The organism is Pseudovibrio sp. Ad46, from assembly GCF_001623065.1.
In the GTDB taxonomy this organism is placed as follows: domain Bacteria; phylum Pseudomonadota; class Alphaproteobacteria; order Rhizobiales; family Stappiaceae; genus Pseudovibrio.
Map to the genome: position 1 here is coordinate 417,212 of NZ_LMCG01000005.1, position 26,123 is coordinate 443,334.

General features: G+C 52.4%; 25 protein-coding genes. 16 read left to right on the forward strand and 9 right to left on the reverse strand.

Going from position 1 to position 26,123, the window contains the following annotated elements; translation table 11 throughout:
* The first annotated feature begins 1 nt into the window (after nucleotide 1).
* From narI to PsAD46_RS03575, 10 genes are all read left to right on the forward strand, one after another.
* Complete coding sequence (gene narI / locus PsAD46_RS03530) at nucleotides 2-715, forward strand: respiratory nitrate reductase subunit gamma (RefSeq protein WP_063304333.1); 714 nt, start codon at nucleotides 2-4, stop codon at nucleotides 713-715.
* Nucleotides 716-721: 6 nt separating this feature from the next.
* Nucleotides 722-1,609, forward strand: a complete 888-nt coding sequence (locus tag PsAD46_RS03535; protein ID WP_063306130.1) for a peptidylprolyl isomerase — start codon at nucleotides 722-724, stop codon at nucleotides 1,607-1,609.
* A gap of 163 nt (nucleotides 1,610-1,772) precedes the next feature.
* Nucleotides 1,773-2,765 carry a Gfo/Idh/MocA family oxidoreductase gene (locus PsAD46_RS03540; RefSeq protein WP_084404318.1) on the forward strand — a complete coding sequence of 331 codons (993 nt, stop codon included), beginning with the start codon at nucleotides 1,773-1,775 and terminating at the stop codon, nucleotides 2,763-2,765.
* Between the two features lie 610 nt (nucleotides 2,766-3,375).
* Nucleotides 3,376-4,386 carry a BMP family protein gene (locus PsAD46_RS03545; protein WP_063294186.1) on the forward strand — a complete coding sequence of 337 codons (1,011 nt, stop codon included), beginning with the start codon at nucleotides 3,376-3,378 and terminating at the stop codon, nucleotides 4,384-4,386.
* A gap of 80 nt (nucleotides 4,387-4,466) precedes the next feature.
* Nucleotides 4,467-6,014 carry an ABC transporter ATP-binding protein gene (locus PsAD46_RS03550; RefSeq protein WP_063306131.1) on the forward strand — a complete coding sequence of 516 codons (1,548 nt, stop codon included), beginning with the start codon at nucleotides 4,467-4,469 and terminating at the stop codon, nucleotides 6,012-6,014.
* On the forward strand, nucleotides 6,011-7,102 hold the full coding sequence (locus tag PsAD46_RS03555; RefSeq protein ID WP_063306132.1) for an ABC transporter permease: 1,092 nt from the start codon (nucleotides 6,011-6,013) through the stop codon (nucleotides 7,100-7,102). Before PsAD46_RS03550 ends, PsAD46_RS03555 begins: the two co-directional genes overlap by 4 nt.
* A 3-nt stretch (nucleotides 7,103-7,105) precedes the next feature.
* Entirely contained in the window at nucleotides 7,106-8,047 is a 942-nt protein-coding gene (locus tag PsAD46_RS03560) for an ABC transporter permease (RefSeq protein ID WP_063306133.1), read from the forward strand.
* 27 nt (nucleotides 8,048-8,074) lie between these two features.
* Nucleotides 8,075-9,370: an amidohydrolase family protein gene (locus tag PsAD46_RS03565; RefSeq protein ID WP_063306134.1), complete on the forward strand. Its 1,296-nt coding sequence runs from the start codon at nucleotides 8,075-8,077 to the stop codon at nucleotides 9,368-9,370.
* Nucleotides 9,371-9,560: 190 nt separating this feature from the next.
* The gene (locus PsAD46_RS03570; RefSeq protein ID WP_063304340.1) at nucleotides 9,561-10,289 is read left to right on the forward strand and encodes an MBL fold metallo-hydrolase; all 729 of its coding nucleotides are present in this window, start codon (nucleotides 9,561-9,563) and stop codon (nucleotides 10,287-10,289) included.
* A gap of 136 nt (nucleotides 10,290-10,425) precedes the next feature.
* Nucleotides 10,426-11,565 carry a hypothetical protein gene (locus tag PsAD46_RS03575; RefSeq protein ID WP_082831144.1) on the forward strand — a complete coding sequence of 380 codons (1,140 nt, stop codon included), beginning with the start codon at nucleotides 10,426-10,428 and terminating at the stop codon, nucleotides 11,563-11,565.
* A gap of 10 nt (nucleotides 11,566-11,575) precedes the next feature.
* Here the strand turns inward: PsAD46_RS03575 and PsAD46_RS03580 are convergent, their stop codons facing one another.
* Both PsAD46_RS03580 and PsAD46_RS03585 read right to left on the reverse strand, forming a co-directional pair.
* Nucleotides 11,576-12,739, reverse strand: a complete 1,164-nt coding sequence (locus tag PsAD46_RS03580) for a nitroreductase family protein (protein WP_063306135.1) — start codon at nucleotides 12,737-12,739, stop codon at nucleotides 11,576-11,578.
* Nucleotides 12,740-12,839: 100 nt separating this feature from the next.
* Nucleotides 12,840-13,826 (reverse strand): nucleoside recognition protein, encoded by a 987-nt coding sequence (locus PsAD46_RS03585; RefSeq protein WP_208980852.1) that lies wholly within the window; start codon nucleotides 13,824-13,826, stop codon nucleotides 12,840-12,842.
* 372 nt (nucleotides 13,827-14,198) lie between these two features.
* On the opposite strand from PsAD46_RS03585, the gene PsAD46_RS03590 reads away from it, so the two are divergent.
* Entirely contained in the window at nucleotides 14,199-14,801 is a 603-nt protein-coding gene (locus PsAD46_RS03590) for a hypothetical protein (RefSeq protein ID WP_063306136.1), read from the forward strand.
* 27 nt (nucleotides 14,802-14,828) lie between these two features.
* Here PsAD46_RS03590 and PsAD46_RS03595 read toward each other — a convergent pair whose 3' ends face one another.
* Nucleotides 14,829-15,134, reverse strand: a complete 306-nt coding sequence (locus PsAD46_RS03595) for an NIPSNAP family protein (protein WP_063306137.1) — start codon at nucleotides 15,132-15,134, stop codon at nucleotides 14,829-14,831.
* 1,027 nt (nucleotides 15,135-16,161) lie between these two features.
* Here PsAD46_RS03595 and PsAD46_RS03605 point away from each other — a divergent pair.
* Nucleotides 16,162-16,950 (forward strand): hypothetical protein, encoded by a 789-nt coding sequence (locus PsAD46_RS03605; protein ID WP_063286580.1) that lies wholly within the window; start codon nucleotides 16,162-16,164, stop codon nucleotides 16,948-16,950.
* 139 nt (nucleotides 16,951-17,089) lie between these two features.
* Here the strand turns inward: PsAD46_RS03605 and PsAD46_RS03610 are convergent, their stop codons facing one another.
* Together PsAD46_RS03610 and rocF are read right to left on the reverse strand one after the other, a co-directional pair.
* Complete coding sequence (locus tag PsAD46_RS03610) at nucleotides 17,090-18,118, reverse strand: ornithine cyclodeaminase (RefSeq protein WP_063306138.1); 1,029 nt, start codon at nucleotides 18,116-18,118, stop codon at nucleotides 17,090-17,092.
* Nucleotides 18,119-18,153: 35 nt separating this feature from the next.
* Entirely contained in the window at nucleotides 18,154-19,080 is a 927-nt protein-coding gene (gene rocF, locus PsAD46_RS03615) for an arginase (protein ID WP_063304345.1), read from the reverse strand.
* A gap of 120 nt (nucleotides 19,081-19,200) precedes the next feature.
* Between rocF and PsAD46_RS03620 the strand changes: the two genes are divergently transcribed.
* Complete coding sequence (locus tag PsAD46_RS03620) at nucleotides 19,201-19,653, forward strand: Lrp/AsnC family transcriptional regulator (protein WP_063304346.1); 453 nt, start codon at nucleotides 19,201-19,203, stop codon at nucleotides 19,651-19,653.
* A 109-nt stretch (nucleotides 19,654-19,762) separates the two neighbouring features.
* On the opposite strand, the gene PsAD46_RS03625 is transcribed toward PsAD46_RS03620, so the two are convergent.
* A complete protein-coding gene (locus PsAD46_RS03625) occupies nucleotides 19,763-20,671 on the reverse strand; it encodes a LysR family transcriptional regulator (protein WP_063294176.1) in 909 nt (302 codons plus the stop codon).
* Nucleotides 20,672-20,747: 76 nt separating this feature from the next.
* Here PsAD46_RS03625 and PsAD46_RS03630 point away from each other — a divergent pair, with 76 nt between their 5' ends.
* On the forward strand, nucleotides 20,748-21,584 hold the full coding sequence (locus PsAD46_RS03630) for a nuclear transport factor 2 family protein (RefSeq protein WP_063297760.1): 837 nt from the start codon (nucleotides 20,748-20,750) through the stop codon (nucleotides 21,582-21,584).
* A 110-nt stretch (nucleotides 21,585-21,694) separates the two neighbouring features.
* Here PsAD46_RS03630 and PsAD46_RS03635 read toward each other — a convergent pair whose 3' ends face one another.
* Together PsAD46_RS03635 and deoD are read right to left on the reverse strand one after the other, a co-directional pair.
* Complete coding sequence (locus PsAD46_RS03635; RefSeq protein ID WP_063297761.1) at nucleotides 21,695-21,937, reverse strand: YgjV family protein; 243 nt, start codon at nucleotides 21,935-21,937, stop codon at nucleotides 21,695-21,697.
* Nucleotides 21,937-22,665 (reverse strand): purine-nucleoside phosphorylase, encoded by a 729-nt coding sequence (gene deoD / locus PsAD46_RS03640; protein WP_084404319.1) that lies wholly within the window; start codon nucleotides 22,663-22,665, stop codon nucleotides 21,937-21,939. Before deoD ends, PsAD46_RS03635 begins: the two co-directional genes overlap by 1 nt.
* 96 nt (nucleotides 22,666-22,761) lie before the next feature.
* Here deoD and PsAD46_RS03645 point away from each other — a divergent pair, with 96 nt between their 5' ends.
* Nucleotides 22,762-23,424, forward strand: a complete 663-nt coding sequence (locus PsAD46_RS03645) for a Crp/Fnr family transcriptional regulator (protein ID WP_082826958.1) — start codon at nucleotides 22,762-22,764, stop codon at nucleotides 23,422-23,424.
* Nucleotides 23,425-23,429: 5 nt separating this feature from the next.
* Here the strand turns inward: PsAD46_RS03645 and PsAD46_RS03650 are convergent, their stop codons facing one another.
* Entirely contained in the window at nucleotides 23,430-25,130 is a 1,701-nt protein-coding gene (locus tag PsAD46_RS03650) for a thiamine pyrophosphate-binding protein (protein WP_063306140.1), read from the reverse strand.
* 312 nt (nucleotides 25,131-25,442) lie between these two features.
* On the opposite strand from PsAD46_RS03650, the gene PsAD46_RS03655 reads away from it, so the two are divergent.
* Entirely contained in the window at nucleotides 25,443-26,114 is a 672-nt protein-coding gene (locus PsAD46_RS03655; RefSeq protein WP_063306141.1) for a helix-turn-helix domain-containing protein, read from the forward strand.
* Nucleotides 26,115-26,123 lie beyond the last annotated feature (9 nt).

A 26,123-nucleotide genomic window follows, 5' to 3' on the forward strand; every position in this document is an offset into this window, starting at 1 on the left:
AATGTCTGGCTTCTTCAACACGTTGTTCTTCGGAATATATCCATACATCGCCCTCTCGGTTTTGATTGTAGGCACAATCATCCGTTATGACCGTGAGCCTTATAGTTGGCGTGCTGGTTCAAGCCAGCTCCTGCGCCGCAAGCAGTTGGTCTGGGGTTCAGTGCTCTTTCATGTAGGCGTGCTGATCATCTTCTTTGGCCACTTGGTTGGATTGCTGACCCCAATAGTCCTGTTCGACCTGGTGGGCATCAGTCACGGTGCTAAGCAGGTTCTTGCTGTCGTCGTCGGCGGTATTGCTGGCCTGATGGCGATTGTTGGTGCAGGGATGCTCATTCATCGTCGCTTGTATGATGCGCGTGTACGAGCAGTCTCCAGCACAATGGACACCTTCATTATATGTCTGCTGGGCTTTCAGTTGCTTCTGGGGCTTGGAACTATACCTGTTTCCCTCATGCATCTGGACGGTGAGGAAATGGTCAAATTCATGAGCTGGGCACAAGGCATCTTCACATTCCGTGGTGATGCAGCAAGCTATGTCGTTGATGCTTCATGGATCTTCAAGTTGCACCTGTTCGTGGGGCTGACGATCTTGCTCATCTTCCCGTTCACACGCTTGGTGCATATGCTCAGCGTTCCGGCAAGATACTTGTGGCGTCCCGGTTACCAGATCGTGCGTGAGCGCAACTCCACCAATCCACGCCATCCTGCTGAGTGAGGTGAAATGGCCAATCTCTATACCAACCCAAATCTGAATGAAGGTGCTCAGGCAGATGTAGATCTGCCGAGCACCAAAGTGCCGCCCAAGAGTAAACCGATCATCACGGATGTGTCGGTCAACGGGGTCCAAATCTCAGAACAAGACATTCTGGCAGAAGCCCAAAACCATCCGGCTGAGAACCCAGGTCAGGCAGTGCAAGCTGCTGCGAGAGCGTTAGTCGTCCGAGAACTGCTGTTGCAGCAAGCCAAGGCCTTGAACATTGAGGCTGCACCAGAACAGATGGATGACGGAAGTGAGACACCTGAAGATGCAGCGATCAGAGAACTGATTGAGCAGGAGGTCGAGATCCCGACAGCTTCTAAGGATGAGTGCCAGCGTTACTACGAAAACAACAGGACACGCTTCAGTTCAGAGCCAATCTATGAAGCTAGTCATATCCTGTTTGCAGCTGGGCCAGATCAACACACTGCCCGCAGCATAGCCAAAGCACGTGCCCACGATGTCATCAAACTGCTTCAGGACAAGCCAGAAGCCTTTGCAGATCTGGCGTTGGAGTACTCCGCTTGCCCTTCAAAAGAAACGGGCGGAAATCTGGGCCAATTGACCAAGGGAAGCACAGTTTCGGAGTTTGAAAAAGCGCTCCAATCGATGCATGCAGGACAGATGACAGGCGAACCTGTTGAGACCAAGTTCGGCTACCACATCATTTTCCTGAACAGGAAGATTGAGGGAAATACCCTGCCATTCGAGCATGTTGAGGAAACCATCAGAGCATGGTTGGAAGCCGCAAGCTGGTCTAAAGCAGTGTCTCAATACATCACTATCCTGGCAGGGTCTGCTGAGATAAAAGGTATTGATTTACTTGGTTCTGACAGCCCGTTGGTTCAGTAAAATTGTAAGTACTTAGCGACGAGTACCTGCTCTTTTATCGATAAACTTGGATAAGCAGTAAGCTATTGATCTCTGGTATTTTCTCCTTCCTTAAATGTGATTAGGGTTATTTCCGGAGTTCTTCCCGTGATGTTCTCGGGATCCTGTGTTCTGGAGAAAAACAATGTCGAAACTGAACTGGGGCTTTCTCGGAACAAGCTTCATCTCGCTGACAATGGCAGACGCTATACAAGCGGAAGGATCGACGCGGATACATTCCGTGGCAGGCCGGTCAGAAGTGCCTCTGAAAGTCTTCGCAGAAAAGTACGATGTTGAGCATACCTTTGATGACTTCAACGAGTTGATTGAAGACGAAGCCGTTGATATCATTTACATCGCTCTCCCAAACCACATTCACCACGAGTATGTGGTCAAGGCAGCAAATGCGGGGAAAGCAATCCTTTGCGAAAAGTCGCTGTCTATCGACATGGAAAAAACCGATCAGGCGCTGAAAGCGGTTGCCGAGAACGGTGTATTCTTCGTGGAAGGATTGATGTACCTGAACCACCCGTTTGCAGCTGCTATTCGCGATGTGGTTGCTTCTGGTGAGTTGGGTGAGATCCAGTCGATTACAGCTCAGTACTGCGCGTCAATTGCCAGGTTCGTGAACCCACACAGCAAGGGGGCACTTTATAACCTTGGTTGCTATCCAACGTCGCTGATGCATCTTCTGTTACAGACTGCATTCCCGACCCATATCTTTGATAATTATAACATATCGGCTATGGGCCGGCGTGGTGCAGATGGGAACATCTGCGAGTCTGCAGCAACGTTGCGGTTGAATAACGGTGTTGTTTGCCAGCTTCACACGGCGGAAGACTACGGTCTCCATGCTGGTTTCACAATGCTTGGCTCCAAGGCAAGTCTGGTGTTGAATTCCAACCCATGGCTACCGGAAGCTGAGGGGAATATCTTCACGGTCACCCCCTACGAAAAGCCGGGCGACACGCGCACAGTTACGGCAGACGGCAACGCCTTTATTTATCAGGTCAGAGCGATCCGCGAAGCGATCGAAGCTGGCAACAAGGCGCTGGAAAGCCCGGCTCCGAGTGTTGAGGACAGCCGTCAGATCATGCAGATCCTGACCGACTGGGAAGCAGCAACCGTGACTGCCTGAGCGACATGATATTGCAATGTGAGGGGTGCGATTGCACTCCTCTGTGCAGCCTGCGAGGGTTGCCAAAATACTCGCAACTACAACAATTCCCAAATTTTTCTCAGCGATCCGTTGATGCTCGTATTGCCTGCTCCATGAGCAGAAAGCGTCAATTCCTGCATAAAATCAGCTTGCTACGTGGATGCAATTTAGGCAATCAGAGCAATCATTAGGCGCTGTGTGCTATTTTTCAATCCATGGAAAATATTGCAAAATAATATTGATTGAAATTATTTGACCGAAAAGTAAAATTTCATAATGTTGCTTCGATTCGAGTGTTTTATCGTCATTTAGCTCAATCCACAGCTATATAGTGGTCCAATAATATTTATACAGTCGATAAATAGCTGAATACCATAAGAAAAGTACTGTGTGATCTGCATTAATTTACGTGCCGTCACGCAAAAAATACTTCTGAGGCATCTAGTCATTAGCCGCTTTGTCTCGTATACAGCCATTTTTAATGCCTTCGTCCTGCTCAGGACCTTTTCACTTAAAATGCGAGATAGGGCAGATTGCGGCTGCAGTCTGATCTGCAGCCCTGCACAATTATTGATTTCAGGGGGTGTGCATGTTTGCGACACGTTTGAACGGTTTGGTGAGACGTCATGTTCTCGCAGCCGTAGCTGTTTTTGCGGCCATAATCGCGGTTTATTCACCAGCAAAAGTTTTAGCTGCCGAACCTCTCAAGGTCGCAGCGATTTACACCGTTCCTGTTGAGCAGCAATGGGTTGGACGTATCCACCAAGCGCTCAACGCAGCGGCAGAACGCGGTGACATCACCTACGTCTATTCCGAGAACACAGCCAACACCGACTATGAGCGCGTTATGCGTGAGTACGCCGAAGCTGGTCATCAGCTCATTGTTGGCGAGGCGTTTGCAGTAGAACGCGCAGCGCGCAACGTGGCTGCAGAATACCCGGAAACAGCTTTCCTCATGGGCTCGTCCTTCCCGGCAGCTGAGCCAAACTTCGCGGTGTTCGACAACTTCATTCACGAACCATCCTACCTGTCCGGTATGATCGCAGGTGCGAAATCCAAGTCCGGCAAAATCGGCATGATCGGCGGCTTTGCTATTCCGGAAGTGAACCGTCTCATGCACGCATTCATGAATGGTGCTAAGGCAACCAATCCAGAGGTGACTTTCACAGTCAACTTCATCAACTCCTGGTACGATCCGCCAAAAGCGAAAGAAACCGCTTACGCCATGATCGATGCTGGTGCGGATGTTTTGTATGCAGAACGCTTCGGTGTGTCTGATGCGGCTATGGAAAAAGGCATCTTCGCGATTGGCAATGTGATCGACACCGCTGCCGACTATCCAAACACCATCCTCGCCTCTGCCATCTGGCATATGGAGCCAACAATTGACACTGCGATTGCGGCTGTAAAGGCGAATAACTTCAAGGCTGAAGACTACGGCAAGTACTCCTTCATGGGCCATGCTGGTGGTTCGCTGGTGGTTGATGAAACGCTGGTGGATGCGGACCTTCTTGGTAAGGTCAAAGCTGTCGAAGCGAGCATTCTGGATGGCTCCTTTACCGTTGAGATCAACGACGAAGAGCCAAAGTCCTCCAATTAACGCTGATCGGGTCGGGGGGATATCCCGGCCCGTCTTCTCCGCCTGCTACGCGCATAACCTCGTCAGTCCAAGGGTATCCCATGCCAGAAACTGAGAGCGGGCATCCGCTTTTATCTCTTCAAAACATAACCAAGATCTTCGGTGATCTGGTTGCTAACGGAAACGTCAATCTGGACCTGCGTGCCGGGGAAATCGTTGCGTTGCTGGGTGAGAACGGAGCGGGGAAAACCACGCTCATGAATATCCTGTTCGGTCATTATGTGGCTGATCAAGGACGTGTCATGGTACGCCACTCCTCCGGTATTCTGGTAGATTTGGAGCCCGGCGCTCCTCAGGCGGCCCTTGAAGCGGGGATAGGTATGGTTCACCAGCACTTCACGCTGGCTGAGAACCTGACGGGGCTTGAGAACATCGTTTTGGGCACTGAGAGCCTGTTCTCACGCCGCTTCAGCCGCTCCAAAGCGCGGGCAAAACTGCAGGAGCTGATGCAGAGCTCCGGCCTAGAAGTTGATCTGGATCTGCGCGTCTCCAAGCTCGCTGTTGGTGAAAGACAGCGTGTCGAAATCCTCAAAGCGCTCTACCGCGACGCCCGCATTCTGGTGCTGGACGAACCCACAGCGGTTCTCACACCTCAGGAATCCGACAGTCTTTTCAAAACCTTGAAGCTGCTCGCCGCCAAAGGCATAGCGATCATCTTCATCTCCCACAAGATGGCCGAGGTACTGGGCGCGTCTGATCGTGTTGCGGTTCTCAGAGGGGGCCGGATGGTTGCTGACCTGCCGACATCGCAGTGTGATCGCCACCAACTGGCTGAGGTGATGGTCGGGCATTCCGTCCAAACTGCAGAACGCAAACCCGGCTATCCGGAAGACGAAACGCTGGTTTTTGCTGGTGTCAGCGCTGGTGATGGCCGCGAGCAGATCGAGAACGTCAATCTCGCCCTCCGTAAGGGGGAAATCATCGGCCTCGCAGGCGTCTCCGGCAACGGCCAAAGCACCCTTGCTAAGGTCATCGCAGGGTTGGAAATCCCTACCTCTGGCTCCGTCCAGCTCAACGGCAAACCGCTCAAGGCCAGTGCTGCGGCTGCCATCAAATCCGGTGTGGCCCGCATCCCGGAAGACCGTCATCACGACGGCATCGTTGGCGCCATGTCGGTAGAGGAAAACCTCGTTCTGGAGGAAATTCGTGGGGCCGCTTACCAACGCTTCGGCCTTCTCCGCTTCAACGAAATTCGCAAGCGTGCTCAGGAGGCTATCAAGGCCTATGACATTCGCTGCTCCGGCCCGCTTGCTGTCTCCCGTCTGCTTTCCGGCGGGAACATCCAAAAAATCGTCCTCGCCAGAACGCTGGACCAGCAACCCAATATCGTCCTTGCCGCCCAGCCTTCCAGAGGGCTGGATGTAGGGGCAACAGCTGATGTGCACCGCCGCCTGCAAGAGGCGCGAGACAGAGGCGCAGGCATCCTTCTCATCTCGGAAGATCTGGACGAACTCTTCCAGTTATCCGACAGGATTGCCGTGATCCATCGCGGGCATATCTGCGAGCCAGTGGAGACGGAAAAGCTGGATAAGAAACAGGTTGGCCTGATGATGGCAGGACAATCCATAAAAGGGGAACAAGCAGCATGATCCGGTTTGAACCTCGTACCAATGTTTCTTCGCTCTTCGCGTTTGCCCTGCCAGTTATCGCCGGAATCACCGCGCTCGTGCTTGCCGCGATCCCCATTGCAGCAGCAGGGGGAGAAGTTTTCGCCGCCTACGGGCACATCTTCAAAGGCGCATTCGGCTCCAAGTTCGCATTCTCTGAGCTTTTGGCCCGCGCAACGCCACTCATTTTCACGGGTCTGGCCGTAAGTGTCGCCTTTCGTGCCAAACTCTGGAACATCGGTGCAGAAGGCCAGCTCTATGTGGGCGCACTCGCAGCAGTCGCCATCGGCTCCGGCGCAATCTCCGCGCCCGCCTACATTATGATCCCGCTGATTATACTGGCAGGCATGATTGCTGGCGGCACCTTGATGCTGGTGCCAACCCTGCTGAAAACGAAGCTGGGCGCGGATGAAGTGGTCACCACCTTGCTGCTCAACTTCGTCGTGCTGCTGTTTGTGCAGATGATGCTGGAAGGCCCCATGAAAGACCCCATGGGCATGGGCTGGCCGCAGTCAGAACCCATGACCAGCGCCGCCACACTGCCCAAAATGTTCGCCCGCATGCGCATCCACTGGGGCCTCGTGATCGCACTGGCATCAGCCCTGATCATCTACATCATGATGAAGCGCAGCGTCTGGGGTTTTGAAATCCGTGCAACGGGTGAAAACGTCTCTGCCGCAAAACATGCTGGCATTCCGGTCACCTCCACATTCATCAAAGTCGGCTTGATCTCCGGTGCACTTGCAGGCCTTGCTGGTGTCAGCGAAGTGGCTGGCCTCAAAGGGTATTTGACTGCCGATATCTCCCCGGGCTTCGGTTACACCGGCGTTGTCGTTGCGATGCTTGCAGGTCTCTCACCCGTTGGTGTGGTCATGGCCGCCATCTTCATTGCAGCAGTCTTTGTGGGGGCAGATAGCATGAGCCGTGCCATGGGCGTGTCCAGTTATATTGCTGATCTTGTGGTCGCCATGTCTTTGATCTGCGTATTGATTTCCAGCCTATTCGTGCGCTTCAAAATCCGCTTTGTCAGGCCCAAAAAGACACCACTTGTCGCCAAAGGGGAGGCATAAGCCATGGAATATATTGATATTCTTCTCTCTGCAAATTTCTGGGCTGCTGCCATCCGCATCGCAACCCCGCTCATCTTTGGTGTATTAGGTGCCTTGGTCTGCGAGCGGGCAGGGGTGCTCAACCTCGGTATTGAGGGCATCTTCGTGGTTGGCGCCATGTGTGGCTGGATGGCTGTTTGGCTCGGAGCTAGCCTCTGGGGCGGCATCCTCGTCGCAGCACTGGCTGGGGCATTTTTCGGCTTGCTCCACGGCATCCTCACAGTGCCGCTGGGCTTGTCTCAGCACGTGTCAGGCCTTGGCATAACTATGTTTGCAACCTCGGTCAGCTACTTCACCTACCGCACAGCTCTGCCAAAGGTCTCCAGTCCACCACGGATCGAGGCATTCCAACCGCTTGATATTCCTGTTCTTTCAGATCTGCCTTTCATTGGCCCAGCCCTCTTCCAGCAAACATCCATGACCTTTCTGGCACTCGCCATGGTCTTGCTGGTCAGCTACGTGCTCTATCGCACCCCGCTGGGTCTCGCCATCCGCGCCGTGGGTGACAATCCATCCGCTGTTGAAGCACAGGGCCTCTCGGTCTTTGCGCTACGTATCGGGGCAATCATGGCCGGGTCTGCGCTGATGGCGCTGGGCGGTGCCTTCCTCACCATGTCCGCCTTTGATGCCTTCTTCTTTGGCATGATCAACGGACGCGGCTGGATCTGCATTGCACTGGTGGTGTTTGCAAGCTGGAGACCGGGCAAGGCTTTGCTGGGCGCGCTGCTGTTTGGCGCGTTTGATGCCTTCCAGATCCGCCTGCAAAACGAGGTCGGCGCGGTGATCCCATCGCAGGTCTTCCTGATGATCCCGTATCTGCTATCCATCGTGGCGCTGGTGCTTGTGGCTCGCAAGGCAGACTACCCGCGCGCCCTGCTGCAACCTTATTTCCGTGGTCAGCGTTAAGCTGGAAAAGCAAGAAAGGCACCACTCATGTCTCTGGATCTCCTTGTCAAAAACGCAGTTCTGACCACTGGCGAAGCTGGTGTAGATATCGCGGTGAAAAACGGCACAATCACCGCGATTGAAAAGGGCATCACCGCAGAAGCGGAGCGTGTGATTGATGCACAGGGCCAGCTGGTCTCAGCACCATTTGTTGACCCGCACTTCCATATGGATGCCACCCTTTCCCTCGGTCTGCCAAGAATGAACGAGAGCGGCACCTTGCTGGAAGGCATCAGCCTTTGGGGAGAGCTGAAACCGTTATTGACCATTGATGCGGTTGTCGAACGTGCCCTGCGCTATTGCGATCTGGCAGTCTCGCAAGGCCTGCTGGCCATCCGGTCTCACGTGGATGTCTGTGATGACCGTCTGCTGGGCGTGGAGGCCCTGCTGGATGTAAAGCAACGCATTGCACCTTATATCGACTTGCAGCTGGTCGCCTTTCCGCAAGATGGCTTCTACCGTTCACCAACGGCGGAAAACAACCTGCTCCGCGCACTGGATATGGGCGTGGATGTGGTCGGCGGCATCCCGCACTTTGAGCGCACTATGGAAGACGGTGCCCGCTCCGTGAAGGCCCTCATGGAAATTGCAGCACAACGCGGCCTGCGGGTGGACGTGCACTGCGATGAATCCGATGATCCTCTCTCACGCCACATTGAGGCACTGACTTACGAGACACGGCGCTTGGGCATGCAGGGCAGGGTGACTGGATCACATCTCACCTCCATGCATTCCATGGACAATTACTACGTTTCCAAGCTGCTGCCTTTGATGGCAGAAGCCGATGTCTGTGCCATTGCCAACCCGCTGATCAACATCATGCTTCAGGGCCGTCACGACACCTACCCGAAACGCCGTGGCCAAACCCGCGTGCGCGAAATGCGCGAACTCGGCATCACCGTCGGCTTCGGTCATGACTGTGTGATGGATCCCTGGTACTCGCTGGGCAACGCAGACATGCTGGAAGTCGCCAGCATGGGCCTGCATGTAGGCCAGCTCTCCAGTCGTGATGACCTCCGCTATTGCTATGAGGCCGTCACAACAAACTCTGCAAAGATCATGGGGCTGGAAGGCTACGGCGTCAAAGTCGGTGGCAACGCAGACTTCGTGTTGCTTCAGGCACAAGATGCCATTGAAGCCCTCCGCATGAAGGCAACTCGCCTCACTGTTGTTCGCCGCGGCAAGGTCATCGCCGAAACTGCCCCACGCATCACCAGCCTCTCGCTGGAAGGTCGCCCAAAAACTGTGAATGCCGCGGATTACTCCCCAAGCAGCAACGCCTAAAACGGGGACAACCCCGCAAAACCGAGCTTGCGTTGCTATGTGCGTTCATTTGCGTTCTTTCCGTTTTTCCTGAGTTCCTCCGTCCCGCAGCATTTTGCGGGGCGAAATAACTCCCACCAAATAAAGTTATCCCCCTGCACACCAGAGCTGGCTATGATGGACTTCTCTGATCAAGCAGGAGGGATGAGCGGTGGAACGCATTCCGGCCCAGAAGTGGTATCGCACCACGAAACTGGCAGATGACATAACGCTGATTGATGAGCCCTACATCAAGCAGTTCTACCGCTGCAACATCTGGCATGTGCGTGGACGCCACAAGGATCTGTTGGTGGACAGTGGCATGGGCGTTGTCAGCCTGCGGCAGCATGTGGCGCTCACCGCTGAAAAGTCCGTCATGGCCGTCGCCAGTCACACCCACTTTGACCATATCGGCTGCCACCACGAGTTCCCGCATCGCTTGATCCATATCGCAGAAGCTGACCTGCTGGCCCATCCAACCCGTCAGAACACGCTGGCTGATCCTTACGCAACTGACGATATCTTCGACGCGCTTCCGCCAGAGCCCTACAAGTCCTCCGAATACGCCGTCAAACCAGCCCCTGCCAGCCACCTGCTGGAAGATGGCGAAGTGCTCACCACCGGAGATCGGCACTTCGAGGTCATCCATACACCCGGCCATTCCCCCGGCGGTATCGCCTTATGGGAAAAAGCGACAGAAACCCTGATCGCAGGAGACATCGTCTATGACGGCCCGCTGGTGACAGACTGCTACCACTCCAACATGGCGGACTACATCGCCAGTATGAAGCGCCTGCTGGACATCCCCGTCCGTACCATCCACGGCGGTCACTTTCCCAGCTTCGACGGCGAACGCCTCCACGAAATCATCTATGCCTTCCTGAAGGAGCATGACAAATAGTGCCAACTACGCAGTCTTCCCTATGAAATCCCACTGTTCCCTGTGACGCTCAGAACAGCAACTAGCAAATGCATTGCTTACTCTGGAAGGTGGGAGGGCAGCATGCCCGGGCCGCTGACATCATGGGAGTTGGACAATGACAGCGATTGGTTTGAACAGTTTTGTCTCCGCCGCACACACCATCCCGCAGGATGGCAAGCTCTCGGTTGCTGAGGGACAGGTGAAGACCCACTCCAGCACCGCAATCGCTGGCCGGCTCGTCACATGGGTCAAGCAACAGGCCGAAGGCGCTGAGCAAAAGCAAGCAGATCAGGGCGCCTTCCGTCTGGCGCTCACCAACCACTACGGCAAAACGCTGGGCGAGAAAGCCTATCAGGCCGCCTGTCGGGCTTGCGACCAGAATCCTGGCACAAGCCACAGCCTGACATCCCGGCAAGTGCAGGAAGGCGTCAACTTTGCAGAACATCAGGTGCTGAGAAACGAAAGCTCAGCAGTGCGCATCAAGGCCCTCTCTGAAGATGTGAAGCACGATCCGATCAACAATCTGGTTCAGAACAAGGCTCATCAGACGGTTCCTTCGTTCCAAAGTGAGATCATTGAGACCCCGGAGACAAACACCGAACTTCTCGCTGCTCGCGCAGATGGCAAATACACGGAGCGGAACCCCTTCCACGTAGAACGGGAACTGATGGCCCGCCTCAGCACAGAAATTGCCGGGAAGTATGACCCACTGCTGGCTGAAAATGCCACCTCCAAAGCATGGGGCAATGAACTGCTGCAGAGTATCTACCGTAATGTGCTGCGAGACCAAAGACCTGTCGAGAAAGGGGAGGCCCTGAGAGTTTCCGAAACACCTAACCCGATGAAGATCGCCGTTGAGCGCTTTGAAAAGCAGGTCTGGAAATACGCAGAACAAAGCTTCCTGCACTCTCTGCCAGAAAATGCAGAAGTCGCCATCCATGACCTGTCGCGACAGCTGAACTGGGAGAATTTCCCCGCACTGGCCGAGCAGCACGGCGTCCCTGGCATCGGCTGGGACAGCGAGGCGACAGGCACCTACTTTACGGCCAACATCCCGCCAATCCGCGATCTCGCTATTGAGCGGCTCATTGAGAAGCGGGAGGATGAGACGTTCCTGAGCTCCGTCACGGTCGAGAGCTTCAACGATATCATTGAGGATGCGTTGAGCGAGCTGAAATCACCACAACAAAAACACGCCAGCCCATCAACAGCCGACCACACCAGCAACACCACAAAGCACGTCCGCTGGGTCTAAGCCGATAAGCTCAGCCTGAGGAGCTCGTCTCCTCAGGTACCCACGAGATGACATAGCGTGGCAGATCCGGAAACGGTCCTTCACCACGGTCCTCAGAGGATAACTGCTCAAACCGCCCCGCCTTGCCAAGCGCCTCACACCCGCATTCCCAGTTCGCCAACCAGATCCCCAAGGCGACCATGGCGTAGTACCGTGAATGCGTCGCCGCACAAAAATCCACCCGCCGTATCCTCGCATTCTCCGCAAGCACGACACCCCGTGTCGGCTGTGCATTGTAGGAGGAGGGCGACCACTGGCACACCTCATAACATCGCCCAAACTCCCGATAGGGCCGTGCGTTCGTGTTCAGCGGCTTGGCAAAACCAGCATCCGCAAAGAACAAGTCCTGCACATCCAGCCGATGCCGCTGTGCCTTCTGGATGAGGCGGATCGCCAACGGGGTGTAGCGGGAGCGATACCCAAACCCGCAAACGCAGATGATGTGATCCTTCTCAGGATCAAACCGTGCGCCCAGATGTTTGATGATGCTCTTGTGGTCCGCTCCCGGCCCAATCCAGCAGGTTGCCAGCCCTTGCCGTGTGGCCTCAATCACCACCTTCTGCAAACTGCGTCCGACATCCACCACCGCCATCTCATGATACGCACGCGGTGCAATAGCCACCAAAAACTCATGCGTCCCAACTGCAGGCCAAACCACAAGCGGATTGTCAACATACTCAAAGCGAATGGAGTGAGGGCTCAGACAATGTTCTGGCCTGCTAGTCCGCTCTGCCAATGAAAGCACCATTTGGCGATGTTCTTCGCTCATAAGCCGCTTTTGAAAGGACCGGCACGAGACCCGCGCCCGCAGCAACTCAAATGCATCCAGATGCTCAAGGCTGGTTGGCAGCGGCTCTTCCGGGTGAAAGCCATATCGAACCGTCACCACATCGAAAACCAGATTAAAAAACAACAGCACCGCAAGAATAAGCGGCAAATCCACCAACAGAAATGACCAGCACCCGACCAGCGCACCGATCCCAGCCAACACCAGCAACAGCACCACAACCACCAGATTGGGCAGGTACTGCAGCCAGCTGGTCCACTGCAGCCACATCTTCACCCGCCACCACCACCTGGTTTCAAACCAGGCCTCGTTAGGAGTGCGCGTCTCTTGAGGAGGTGTTTCGTTCATGCACGTGTTCCGCAATCAGACCAGAGGAGGCTCACTGCAAAACATCTTAAGCGAGGCGTGTTCCTGAAACGTAACCAAGCATCACGAACAGGATAGGGTATCAGCCAACCGCCTTGGCTGTTTTCGCTGGGCGGTAAAGGAACCGGTTGAATGCGTCCTCCGGCATCATCTGGATCAGACGACCAATCAGCGCCATCGCTGCAACGCAGAACACAAAGCGCCCAACCAGTGCGCCGGACCAGTGCGCGCCAAACGCCATCATCACCAGCGGATCCTCAATCAACCCATGGCAGATGCCCATGAAAGAAAGCGACAACACCACATCGCGAGAGGATAACTTGCCTTCCTGCGCTTCTTTGATGATGAGACCACCACCGTAAGAAAGCCCAAGCAAAACACCAACCATGGTGATCGGCGTTGCCGCCTTGCTGATGCCCATGAGGCGCAGTAATGGAGAGAGCAGCCAGCCAATCAGGTCAGTGATCTTCATCAGTTCCAGAAGCTTCAGGAAGATGATCAGCCCCATGATAATCCAGAACATGGTGAAGAGCAGAGATGCACTGGAATAACCCCACTGCAGCCATGTCTCTTCAATCGTTGGGGCGAAAGGCAACCAGTCAAGCTGGATCGGCTGCTGCAGCCAGCCACCCGCAGAGTAGAACAGGTTCAGCACCATGCCATAGGTGATGCCCACCACGAAACGCAGGCTGGAGGAAAACACAAAGCTGATCCCGGCACGGCGGGAAATACTCTGCTCCAGTGGCAATGCATGGGCGATCAGCACCACAGAAAGCAGCACGGTTACATCAGCAACACTCAGCGACACCAGTGGCAAAATCGTCAGCATCACAGCCACGGCAGAATAAGTGCTCACCAGCAGGCCAACAGCAAGCACAAGCCCCGTCGCAGCAGGCAGTCCCATCAGTCCCATCAGCGGTTCAAGCGCAACGCCAAGATAATCAACCAGCCCTAATTCCATCAGAATGCGCACAAGGATCATCACGGGAACCATGGTCTTGACCATAATCCAGAACAGACCGACGGAGTCTTTTGCAATCTTTTGACAAGCGGCGGTGAAGCTTTTCATTTTTTGACAAACCAATGCTGCGCGCGCTTTGTCTTGCTCAAAGCACTGCGAGTGAACGGAGGTTGGGAAAATCAAAAGGGTCGGCCCTTGCTGCATTGCCCAGCAAAACTACTAGGATATTTCAGGTTTTGAGGAAATAGTATTTTACTCAACCCACCCACTTTAAATTCTCAAAGGAACGTTTGTGCGTGGGGGAAGACCTGTGCCGTTTCCGGCTTAGTCTTTCAGACAGACCAATACGAATTGTCTCGCTGTAACTCTTGCTTTTGTCACCTCCGGTTCTGCTTTGCTTAACTAACGAAAGACCTCTTCCTTTTGAGCCTGCCTGTTTTGCATTAGCGTTTTTTGAAAGAGCAAAAGCAGGTGAAAAAAATGGCCGGAAAAACCCTGAAGACCTTTAAGAACCTTTCTGATTTCCGCAGTGGCTTCTCTGATCTCAAACAGAAGATGGACCACAAACACGGCATCCACCTGCTGGACATTACTAAGTTTGACAAGGAGTTGGGCAATAAGACCTTCCTTGAAAAAAGTTATGAGGCAGCCGTTGAGGACTCCCCAAAAGTCTCCAAAATCTCTGAAGCGCATGGAAAGCTGACGCGGCTCAAAAACTCATTGGAGCGCGAAAGCAGCGGTTTTGAAGACCTCGACAAGCTTTACAACAAGCTGGTCGCTCAGCTGAATGAGGCAAGCAAGAAAAACAAAGGCGACGTCAAAAAACTCAGTGAAGACAAAGAGTATGATGAAGCCCAAGCCAACCTCTTAAAGCTTGCCCCCCATTGGAAAAAAGCTAGCAAAAAACGGAATGACTTCCGGAAAGCCGAACGCGAACTCGCCTCCCTCGACAAAAAACTCACGGAAATCAAAGCCGAAGCCTCCAAGAAATGCCCTGTTGAAGTAAAACGGGACTCTAAGAAACTCCTCTTGCTTATCGCAGGCGACAAGGTGGTCGAATACTCTTTGAAACATACAAAGTAGACTTCACCTCAGGCACCACGCCCCGGGTTACTTCAGCACAGGCCGCAAAAATTGGCGGTCATACCGACGGATGCACTGTGTTTCTTCAGCATAGGCAAAGGCCTTCTGGCACTCTTCGTCTTCCATGCTGTCTTTGCGATACTGCTCATAGGCTGCGAGCGATGGAAACGAGAACAAAGCCAACGCCAAATCATTTGCACTTTCATGGGGCAGAAAATACCCGTGATGCTGGCCACCAAACTTCTCAACCAACGGAATCCAAAGCCGGGCATAATGCTCAAACTCAGCAACCTTTGCCGGGTTCAACTCATAATGCACATAACAAGTAATCATAGCCGCACGACCCCCTTTAAATTTCAGCGATAATAAGAGGACGCAGTCTTATATCAGAGCGGGTATTCCGGCAAGGTTGCGCCTGAAGTTGTAATTTGCTTCTAACGAGCATTTGGCGCCGTCACCATGTTGTGCCTCTCACTTTTTGTGGTATCCATGCCGTCGATTTTCGGCATGTCAGAAGCTCAGTAACGCTCATTTTGAAGCAACCAAAATTGGCGCATTCAAGAGCACTGGCTTTGTCGCAAACGTGAAGCGATCAAATCATAAGAAGTGTCACCCAAACAACGAAAGCTCTGCTTTATGAAAATGAAATCTGCGCCCCTTGTGCTGGCCTCAATCGCAATGCTCAGCCTTCTGGGTGCTTGTGGCTCAAGCGAACAAAGTAAGCGCGCCTTTATCTCTTTCAAAGCGTACGGTTCATGCTTGAAAGAGATCAAACCAAATGCACCTCAGGGGTTTCGTGCTGACGCTGGCCGTAGCGAAACATTTGAGTTTGATATCTATCGCCCAAAAGCAAAGTTAAGCTCTCGTGAGACAGCAAAAATGCGGGCTTGCTACAATCAGCGCAACAAGTGAGTGAGGATGCATCCAGAGTCCGCATAGGTAAAGTGGCATGGGTGTAACTTGGTGAGAGCATGAAGAAAGATTGCTTTGGGCTCTCACTCACGATTGTCATGCTTGCCTTTAAACTCTGACTTCAATAACTGGCAGATTTGAGTTGCGGCTTAATTCGGAACTCTCCAACAACGCCAAACTGAACAAATCAGCTTGGGTTGGCTGAAATTGATTCAGTTATTCACGGTTTTAGGCGGGCGTGGTCCAGTTCGCGTTGCCTCTCATAAAGTCAAAGCCTTTCAGCTCCTTACTCCATAAAAATGGCCAACAATGACTGCTTCTCATCCCCTATCTGACAGAGTTGTTACTCAGGTGTCATGAGCGCTGTGATGAATAAAACAGGGGCGTTTCTGACTTAGCGTTAGCCTGATCCCATTACAAAAGAAACCAGCAGAATGGGATGGACACTATGACTTCAGTTAGCTTGAGCAATTTTCAGAATATCGCGGTCGATTCAGCGCCTTCTCAAAAGCTGACGGTTGCGGATGGGAATGTGCAAACCCGTCAGGCAAGCACGTCTATACAGGGTCGTTTTGTCTCCTGGCTTGCTCTGCAGGGCAACCTAGATTCTCAAAAAGCAGCAGATCAGGGAGCGTTCCGGACTGCCCTTCAGGACAAGTATGGCGCAACCCTTGGAACACAAGCGTACGATCAGGCCTGCAACGCCTGCGGTTTCTCAGCTGGCCAAAACCACAGCCTGACATCAAGACAGGTCGTAACCGGTGTTCACTATGCAGACGAAAAATTGAATAGCGATCCACTCGCCGCGTTAATTTCCGATCATGAAGTAACAGCTGCAAAATATGCAGCGTCGAGTTCTAACGGCGCTATACAAGATGAGGAAACTGCAGCGTTTATTTCGAAAGTCGAAGCAAAAGCAGCAGAGCCGGAAAACCATGACGTGGCCTCTGTGCTTCCGGCAAACTTGCTGACTGGAGATTTCTCTGTCCCGGACATTGAGATCAGGCAGGCAGCCGTGGATACACTTGATGTGATCACCGAGTTCATCGCACAAAAGTACACCCCTGAGATTGCGGAGGTCGTGGAAGGCCGAGTTGTAGAAGCAGGATTGTTTGATGAGCTCCTTGCTGAACAGGTCGATCCAAACAACAGCGTTGAACTGCGCGAGACCATCAGTATCTTCATTGATGCGATCTGGGAAGAAGCAAAGAAAGTTCACATCGAGTCTATCCTGTAAATGATCAGGAAAAGCGCCGAACCTTAGTCGTCGGCCTTTGCTAAGCCTGTAAGCGAACCAAGCAAAAAAGAAGCGCCTGCTAGGTGGGCAGGCGCTTACAAACCCCGGGCAAGGGATAGTTTAACGATGACCGCTGCTCTTACTCGGCAGCTTGTTTAACTTCTAAAAGGCCAAAGAGATTGCGCGGATCAGCCGGTTCAGCAATCATCTCCAGGTCCTCAGTTGTTTCGTCCTGCTTCACAAGATCATAGATGTAGCGCAGGCCGGAAAAGTCCTCGATGGCAAAGCCAACAGAGTCGAACAAGGTAATATCGCGCTCGGTGGTGCGGCCCTCAGCAGCTCCTGTAATCACTTCCCAAAGCTCAACAACCGGATAGTCATCATCCAGCTGCTGGATCTCACCTTCAATGCGGGTCTGTTCCGGGTATTCAACGAAGATCTTGGACCGCAGCAAAATGTCTTTGTGCAGCTCGGTCTTGCCAGGGCAGTCGCCACCAATCGCGTTGATGTGCACACCAGCGCCAACCATGTTGTCGGTCAGGATGGTCGCCTTCTGCTTATCCGCCGTCACCGTGGTGATGATATCCGCACCCGTGATCGCTTCTTCAGAGCTGCGGCAGATGGTGATGGTGAAGCCTTTACCATCAAGGTTTGCAGCACACTTCTCAGTCGCTTCTGCATCCGTATCAAACAGGCGCAAGTTGGTAATGCCCATCACCGCCTTAAACGCCAGTGCCTGAAATTCAGACTGAGCCCCATTACCGATGATTGCCATGGTCTTGGAATCTGCTCGTGCCAGATGCTTTGCCGCCATAACAGAGGTCGCTGCAGTACGCAGAGCAGTCAAAACAGTCATCTCGGAGAGGAAGAACGGGTACCCCGTGTCCACATCAGCAAGCATGCCAAACGCAGTCACTGTCTGCTTGCCTTCCTTGGTGTTCTTCGGATGACCGTTCACATATTTGAAGCTGTACAGCTCCCCGTCGCTGGTCGGCATCAGTTCGATAACGCCAACTTTGGAGTGGCTTGCAACACGAGGTGTTTTGTCAAACAGAGACCAGCGGCGGTAATCTTCCTCCACATACTCGGTCATGCCCTTCAAAACAGTCTCGATACCGTGTTTGTTGACCAAATCCAAAATTTTAGAAACGCTTACGAACTGGACCATATGGGGATACCTATCTTTTATTGTGTTGCTTGCGATCAGGCGCGGTTTGGATGGTCCAGCACCTGTTTGCCAAACAAGCTGGAAACCAAATCCGCCATCAAAGTCGCTGTTCGGCCACGCACATCCAGGAATGGGTTCAGCTCAACCAGATCCACAGAAGTGACCAGCTGACTGTCGCAGAGCATTTCCATAATCAGATGCGCCTCACGGAAAGTCGCACCGCCAGGAACCGTCGTGCCCACTGCTGGTGCAATGTCCGGGTCCAGAAAATCCACATCAAAGCTCAGGTGCAGACGGCCATTGGCGGCCTTCACACGCTCCAGAAATTCATTGATTGGCTTGACCACACCGTTCTCATCAATCCGGCGCATGTCGTAGGTCTCAATGCCGGTTTTCTGCAGGGCAGCCCGCTCCGCATTGTCGACGGACCGCAAGCCCATCATGCAGATATTTTCTGGCTTGATCGTTGTGTTCAGCTCCGGATAATACCCCTCAAAACCGGAGAGACCACAAAAGTAAGCCGCGGGCGTGCCGTGCAGATTGCCGCTGGTCGTTGTGCTGAGATTATGGAAATCAGGATGCGCATCCAGCCAGAGCACAAACTGCTCTTCGCCAGCTTCCGCCGCCGCACGGGCAATACCGCTGACAGTTCCAGCTGCCATGGAATGATCGCCGCCAAGGAAGACAGGCAGATGACCTTCACGAATTTCCGCCAAAGCCACGTCATGGAGCTTCTCAGTCCAGCTGATTGTCTCACTCAAATGGTGGACAGCGCTGTTGGAATGAACCCGATCCCGACTTGCCTCTGGTAAAATGTTGCCTCGGTCTATAACGGAGTAGCCGAGTGCTTCCAGGGAGTCTTGCAGTCCGGCGGTTCGTAGAGCATCCGGGCCCATCAAGCAGCCCTGAATGTTGGTTCCTGTCTGTACAGGTGCCCCGACGAGCACAACGGTATTCTTCATTCCCACTTCCCGATTAAATCCGATATGGGGTATTATCCTTGTGGAAGTGGCGGTAAAAAGCTGGCATTGTGATCAAAATGGTGGTCGCATTGGCCAGATTGGTAAGTAAGGTTACGCACTTTGGATGATATAGATCAAAAAATCATCGCGACACTACGTAGAAATGCGCGTGCGAGCGTTTCTGATCTTGCCCTTGAGCTGAAGATTTCTCGCTCGACTGTGCGCTCACGTATGGAGCGTTTGAAGTCTGTTGGTGATATTCTCGGCTACACGGTTGTGCTGCGGGGCGATGTCTTTGAACAACCCGTTCGTGGCATTATGATGATCAAGATCGAGGGCAAAGGCACCCAACGCATCGTCGATCACCTCAACAAGATGACCGAGGTCACTGCCTTGCACACAACAAACGGCAAGTGGGACCTGATCATGGAGCTGGGAACTGATACGCTCGTCCACTTTGATGATGTGCTGCGCCGCATCCGTCTGATTGACGGCATCTCAGCCAGTGAAACCAACCTGCTCCTCTCCACCAAACGCACCAACGAAGCCCGCCGCAACGTGATGCTGGATTAAGGGCAGAGAACAGCGTATCTCCGAAAAGTGGAAACCGGTTTTCGGATAAAGATATGCAAAAAACAAAGACCAAAGCAGTTCATGTGTTTCAACTTAAATGCGAACTGCTTTAGGCTTTCGAGTTTATGCCTCTCGTCAACTTGTCGCTCCAGAAAGAAAGCCTCGGATTAGATAATTGGCTTTCATGCACAAACAGAGCGAGACACATTGGCGGCACAGGCAAAGGGGGGCACGCAATTGACAGACTGCTAAGGGAGCCGGATTGAAGCATTGAGGGAAGACAGACAATCAGATCTGTACCTTTCAGAAGAACACCCAGACTATCAAAGTCAGAAACGCGTAGCGCGATGTTTCTCTTCAAGCCCTGCTCGGCTAACAGCTGATCAATTCCTGAGCTCCTGATCTCACCATGAGAAACCACCGCATGATTTGCAGCGCAATATTCCGTTAAAGTCTGAGGTGCAGAACACACAGAGCTGTCATAGAAAACTGCCATTTCCATATCGACTAACTTACGTTGAATAATATCTCCACCCTCTTTCAAAAGTGTGGGGAACAATGCCAAATCAACATTTCGGTTTCGTAGATTTTCGCGAACTTCCAGCCAGGATCCGGTAGAGCGCAGCTCCAGAGTCATGCAAGGTGCGAGTTTCCGAAGTTCATTGAACATCGGCTTGACCAGGAGATCCCGCTCCAATGCATTCGCTGCGATCTTGAGTGTCCCTACATCTTGCTTTGGTAGGTACGAAGCAGGCATGGCGAGAGTGTCGTAGTCTCTCAAAATACGGTGCGCAACCGGCAAGATCTGAAGCATCCGTTCTGTCGGCTCAATGCTATTGCCCACTCGGATATAAAGTTGATCAGCCAAGGTCTTTCGAGCACGTTCTAGAGAGTAACTAAGCGAGGATTGCGTCATTCCCAGACGAGTAGCAGCGCGGGTTACGGAGCGGGTCTCATTCAACTCTACCAACTGCCTAAGGGTTGAGCCATCTAATGTAAGGTGATCGAAAATCTTCATAACCTGAATCTAATAGGTGTTATCGCTAGAACTCACAAGGCCGTCTATATCTCGACGTTTACATATGGAGCGTCCGATGAAATTTCTATCGAAACTGACAGCAGTCTGTTTGATCTTATTGTCTTCTGCTGGCCTTGCCGGTGAGTTGGAAAAAAACAACAAAGAACTGGTGCTAAATGCTCTGGCAAAAGTGTTCGACGCACAAAAGACTGAGCTGATTGAGACCTATTATCACCCGCAATACATACAGCACAGCCCAGAGGTTAAGGACGGTGTTGACGGTCTGAGCGAAGCGATCACGCAGATGCGGGAAAATGAAATTACCCCTGCGAGAGAAGTCGTGCGCGTTGTTGCTCAAGACAATCTTGTTGCGACGCAGTCACGCGTCACAATTGGTGAACACACAATGATTGTTGGAGATTTATTTCGTGTCCAGGACGGGAAAATCATAGAACATTGGGATGCGAGCCAGATTGAAACATCGAAATCAAAAACCGCCAATGGCAATTCGATGATTGATGGCGGAGGGAACCCGAATGCAGATGTTTCCGAGGCAGACCTTGCTCGGAATAAAGAAATGGCTACTGATTTCTTTGCTAAAGGCATTGCGGGTGATGTCGCGACTCTCAAAAGTCTTTTTGGTGAAGAGTATATTCAGCATAACCCGCAGGTTCCAAATGGGATTGAGCCAATCCTTGGGTTCTTCAAGAACAGTGACGGTAAACTCAGCAATGTCACCGTGCACCAAACCGTGTCTGAAGGGGACCTCACATTTGCTCTAGTAGAGTATGCGGACTGGGGGAATGCAGTGATCGAGATTGTTCGGCATGATGATGAGGGAAAGATCGTAGAACACTGGGATATCGTGCAGGAAATTCCGAAAGATTTCTCGCATGAAAACGGTATGTTCTAGATCCTGAAATATTTCGGCTATTGAGGGATGAAAAGAAAGAGCCGGAGGCGATGAAACGCTCTCCGGCTCTCAAGTTTACAATTACCTTGGCTTGATGGGAGGCGAGTGCCTTACGCTTCTGCTGGCGTAAGTGCTTGTTGTTGTTGCCTTCTCAGTTTTGCCAAGTGGTAAATGTTGATGAACACGCACATGCCGTTGAGCAAAACAACCGGGTAAGCATCAACTGCAACACCATAAATGGTGAACAGGATACAGCCGACCATATTGATCACACGAAGCCACAGGACGTTGCCCATCAGGAGGGAAGTCATCACAGTGATTGAGGCCAGATAGCCTACAAGTTCCATATTCATTATGCCGCAGCCATTTCTGGTGTTGTTGCATATGCAGTTTCCAGAGCCAGTTCCATCATCTGGTTAAAGCTGGTCTGGCGTTCTTCAGAAGAGGTTTCCTCAGCCGTGATCAGGTGATCGGACACGGTCAGCACGCACAGCGCTTTCACACGGAATTCCGCAGCAATTGCAAACAGAGCCGCAGCTTCCATTTCAATAGCCAGAACGCCCATTTTCTGCATCGCTGGCAGCAGTGCAGGGTTGGAGCCGTAGAACAGATCACCGGAAAGGATGTTACCAAAGCGTGGCGACAGACCCAGGCCACCAGCAGCATCAGAACATGCCTTCAGCAATTCAAAATCAGGTGCAGCAGCATAGTCATAGCCAGCAAAGCGATCGCGGATCATTGCGGAGTTGGTGCTGGCGCTTGTCGCGACAATCAAATCACGCAGTTTCAGCTCTTCATCAACACCGCCACAGCTACCAACGCGAATGATTTGTTTCACGCCGTAGAAGTTGATCAGCTCATGTGCATAGATAGAGATGGATGGCATGCCCATACCATGTGCCATAACTGAGATTGGCTTACCCTTGTATTCACCAGTAAAACCAAGCACATTACGCACGTTTGTTACTTCGCGTACATTTTCCAGATAGGTTTCTGCAATATACTTTGCGCGAAGCGGATCACCCGGCATGAGGACTGTTTCAGCAAAGTCTCCAGTCTGGGCGTTGATATGCGGTGTCATCAGATTCTCCTATGCAGCTTGCAAGGAGAAGGGTAGAAATATCTCCGTTTCAAAAACAGGACAATTGTCCGTATCTCTGAATTAAATAATGCAAAAATGACAATTAAATCGCTCGCAGAAATTGGACATAAGGAAGTATTAGAATGGGTCAAAACTGGTCCGTTTCTTCTACGCCATATGGAGCCCGGAGATTACCTGCTCCGGCAAGGCCAAAACCTTGAACATCTGTACTGGATAGAGGATGGCTTCTGCACGGTTAGCTATACCGCAGCCAATGGGCGACGCTTCAGTCATGGCAGGTTCAATATCGAAGATCGCCTTTACGGTGAGATAGAGTTTCTGACGGGCAAACCTATCCAGTTTGATATCCGCTGCGATGGTCCGGTCAGCGTGCGCGTCATCCCGATTGCAGAGCTGGAAGCCTTGTTGGTGCAACACCCTCACGTGGGCATCTGGCTCAGCCAATGTCTGGCGGATACTTATCAGGGTGTCATGGACCGGGTCACCTCGCACTTCATGTACCCGCTGGCCTACAACATTGCGAAAGACCTGCTCCTCCGTGAACGCGGCAACAAACCGCCAATCCAGTTCGAGCGCGTCTTCCGCGAAGCCGAACGCTTCGGCTGCTCAGAACGCGTCTACCGCCGCGCCGTCAGCCAACTGATCGAAAACGGCTTGGTCGAAAAACGCGGCCGCGAACTCAAAGTCGCCAACCACACCAAACTCGAACGCTATCTGGCTGAAGAAGAAGAGCGGTAAGCCATTCAATGTCGCAGTGCTTCGCTGAATTTGACGTTGAACGAGGCGGAGTCCCAAGGGTCCAGAATGATACGGACAATGTTGACACCTTTGGGCTTATCTAGATTGTCTAGCAGTTCAGCCATGTCTTTTTCGGTGCGGACTACGAAACTGTTACAGGTTTGGCCCTCTACACCGCCAAATGCTGAGCCTAACTCCTCGTAGTTCCAGACGGGTGTGTTGTTATAGGAGCGTTCCTTACCAGGATAGATCTGCCGCTCAGCCCCATAACCTTTGTTATCCAGAACAAAGAGAACGCAGTCAGTTTCATATTTGATCAGCGTTGAAAGCTCTTGTGCAGTCATATGGAAGGCACCATCGCCAGTGATCATATAACACCGTCGTCCTGATGCTTCCTTTGCAAAAATACCTCCGCAAAACAAAGCGAAGCCGGCTCCCAGTGATCCATAGTTTCCGCAACCATGAATATCGACACCAACAGGATACTCTGCCTGAGAGGCATTAATGTACCCGCCTGTATCTCCAAACATGACATCACCAGCTTTGGCATAATTTGCGAACTGAACAAACAGACGGTCGATTGTCAGATTTTTGTCCGTTGGATCAAACCTGTCGCTTCTTTGAAAGCTAAAGCGCCGCGCAGTCTTGGAAATTTCGAGTGTTCTAGCCTGATCATTTTTTGCCTCTTTGAGCAGGGCCGGCAAAAAGTCTCGCAAATAGACTTTATCATAGACATGATTGTTGATGAGGACTTGGTCAAAATCCATCCAGATGCAATCCTGCTCTTCGCCAAGCTTACTGGTGAAAACACCGGTGTCGAATTCGTTAAGTGTCATGCCCGCGACAAGGGCCAAATCTGCCGTTTCAACAGTCGTCTTTGTCGCGTCGCAGCTCATGGCACCCATATACAGGCCTGCCGCATTCGGATGACCTTCAAAAGCGGGAATTTTGCCAACAAATGTTGTCGCGACACTGGCATTGAGGCATTCAACAAGGCTCTTGGTTTCTTCAATCAGCTTCTCTCGCTGTAGTAGATGTCCCGTCACAACACTGCGGGTCTGTGAGCTGTTGAGCAAGCCAACTGTATGACACAAGGCAGCTTTCAGGTTCACCTGTGAGGATTGATTGAGCCAAAGATCAAGAGGTTCTGTTGGCTTTTCTACTTCAGCCAGTTGAAGATCGTAAGGAATTTCAAGATAAACAGGCTTTTTCCTTTGCATTGCTGTGCGGATGAGATCATCAATCTCAGCCGAAGCAGTCTCCAGCCGGGTTAATCGATGAGAAGCGGCTGTAATCGGACGAAAAGCCTCCAGACAAGCATCGAAATTAGTATCTATAACGTGGTGCAATTTGCGTGGTGTAGGCGTGGTCAGAACTTCAATTGTCGGGGTGCCTGCAATCACAATCATTGGTGTGCTGTCTGCGAATGATCCACCCACCGCATTGGCAGTGCTAAGCGAACCAACACCGTAAGTCACGGCAACAGCACCAAAGCCAGACATCTTGGAATAACCATCCGCTGCATACGCACCATTAAGTTCATTACAAACTAGAATATGCTCCACGCCATGATCTTGGTCGATCAGCTCATCAAATAAAGGCAGAACATAATCGCCGGGAATCCCAAAGACATGGTTGGCACCAACCTCTTTCAAACGAAGAAAGAGATAGGTAGAAACAGACACTTTCGTTGATTGAGATGACATGGAAACGCTCCTCTTAAGCAGTTTCTTTCATTCTCGCATGAGATCTGAGTAAACCGCCTACTGGCTTGCATTTAGCGATACTGAGCGTTTCCATCCGCTTTAAAAAATTACTGCATTTCAGTCACTGAAATAACTTATTCGGCAATAAACAACAGCACTTCATGCGGTGTATTCATGGTGCCGTTGTGTTCTTCCAAACACCTGGTGATCTCAGCCATGAGCTAACCAATCTTTGCAATTACAATTGAAGGAACACAGGCAGCATACTATGAATGAAGGAAGGCACCACCAAGCAAACAGGGGAGGGAATGTTTGCAGCACAATCACACATGCGCGTCTCTGCCTGAAACGCTTGCTCAGGCCTGGCATCATTCAGGCGAACTCGGGGTCTCCGGCCCAATCTTGCCGGATGGGTGCAGGGATCTGATCGTCACGGAAGTAGAAGGCAAACGCCCGTCGTGGCACGTGTCAGAGCTGTTCGATGAGCCGCACCAAACTGAACGAATAACTGTTAAGCGCATGATCGGCTTTCGCCTGAAGCCGGGCACGCAGGTGAACGAACACGACCTGATCAAAGCACTGAGCGTGCTGGGCTCCTGGGATGAAACCACCATCTGCAAATTGCTTGCAGACCACACCCGCCTCAACACCAGAGTATCCGAAGCGCTGGGCTGTATCGCGGAGGAGCAATTGTCCATTGCCGCCTCCGCTGGAGCGTTGGGGGTGACGCTCAAAACCTTGCAGCGCACCTTGGCACGCCACACCAGCCGCTCGCCTGTCTACTGGCGCCAGCTCGCCCGCATCCGCAAAACCGCGCGCGCTATTGAAACCGCAGAAGGTTGGGCCGATTTTGCCCTCGACAACGGCTTCTCCGATCAGGCGCATATGACCCGCGAGTTCCAGCGCTGGTTCGGCACCTCGCCCATGCAATTCGCCGCAAACTCTGGCTTCAAACGGCAGGCTCAGTCCATCGCGTTTGGGTGAGCCTTAGCC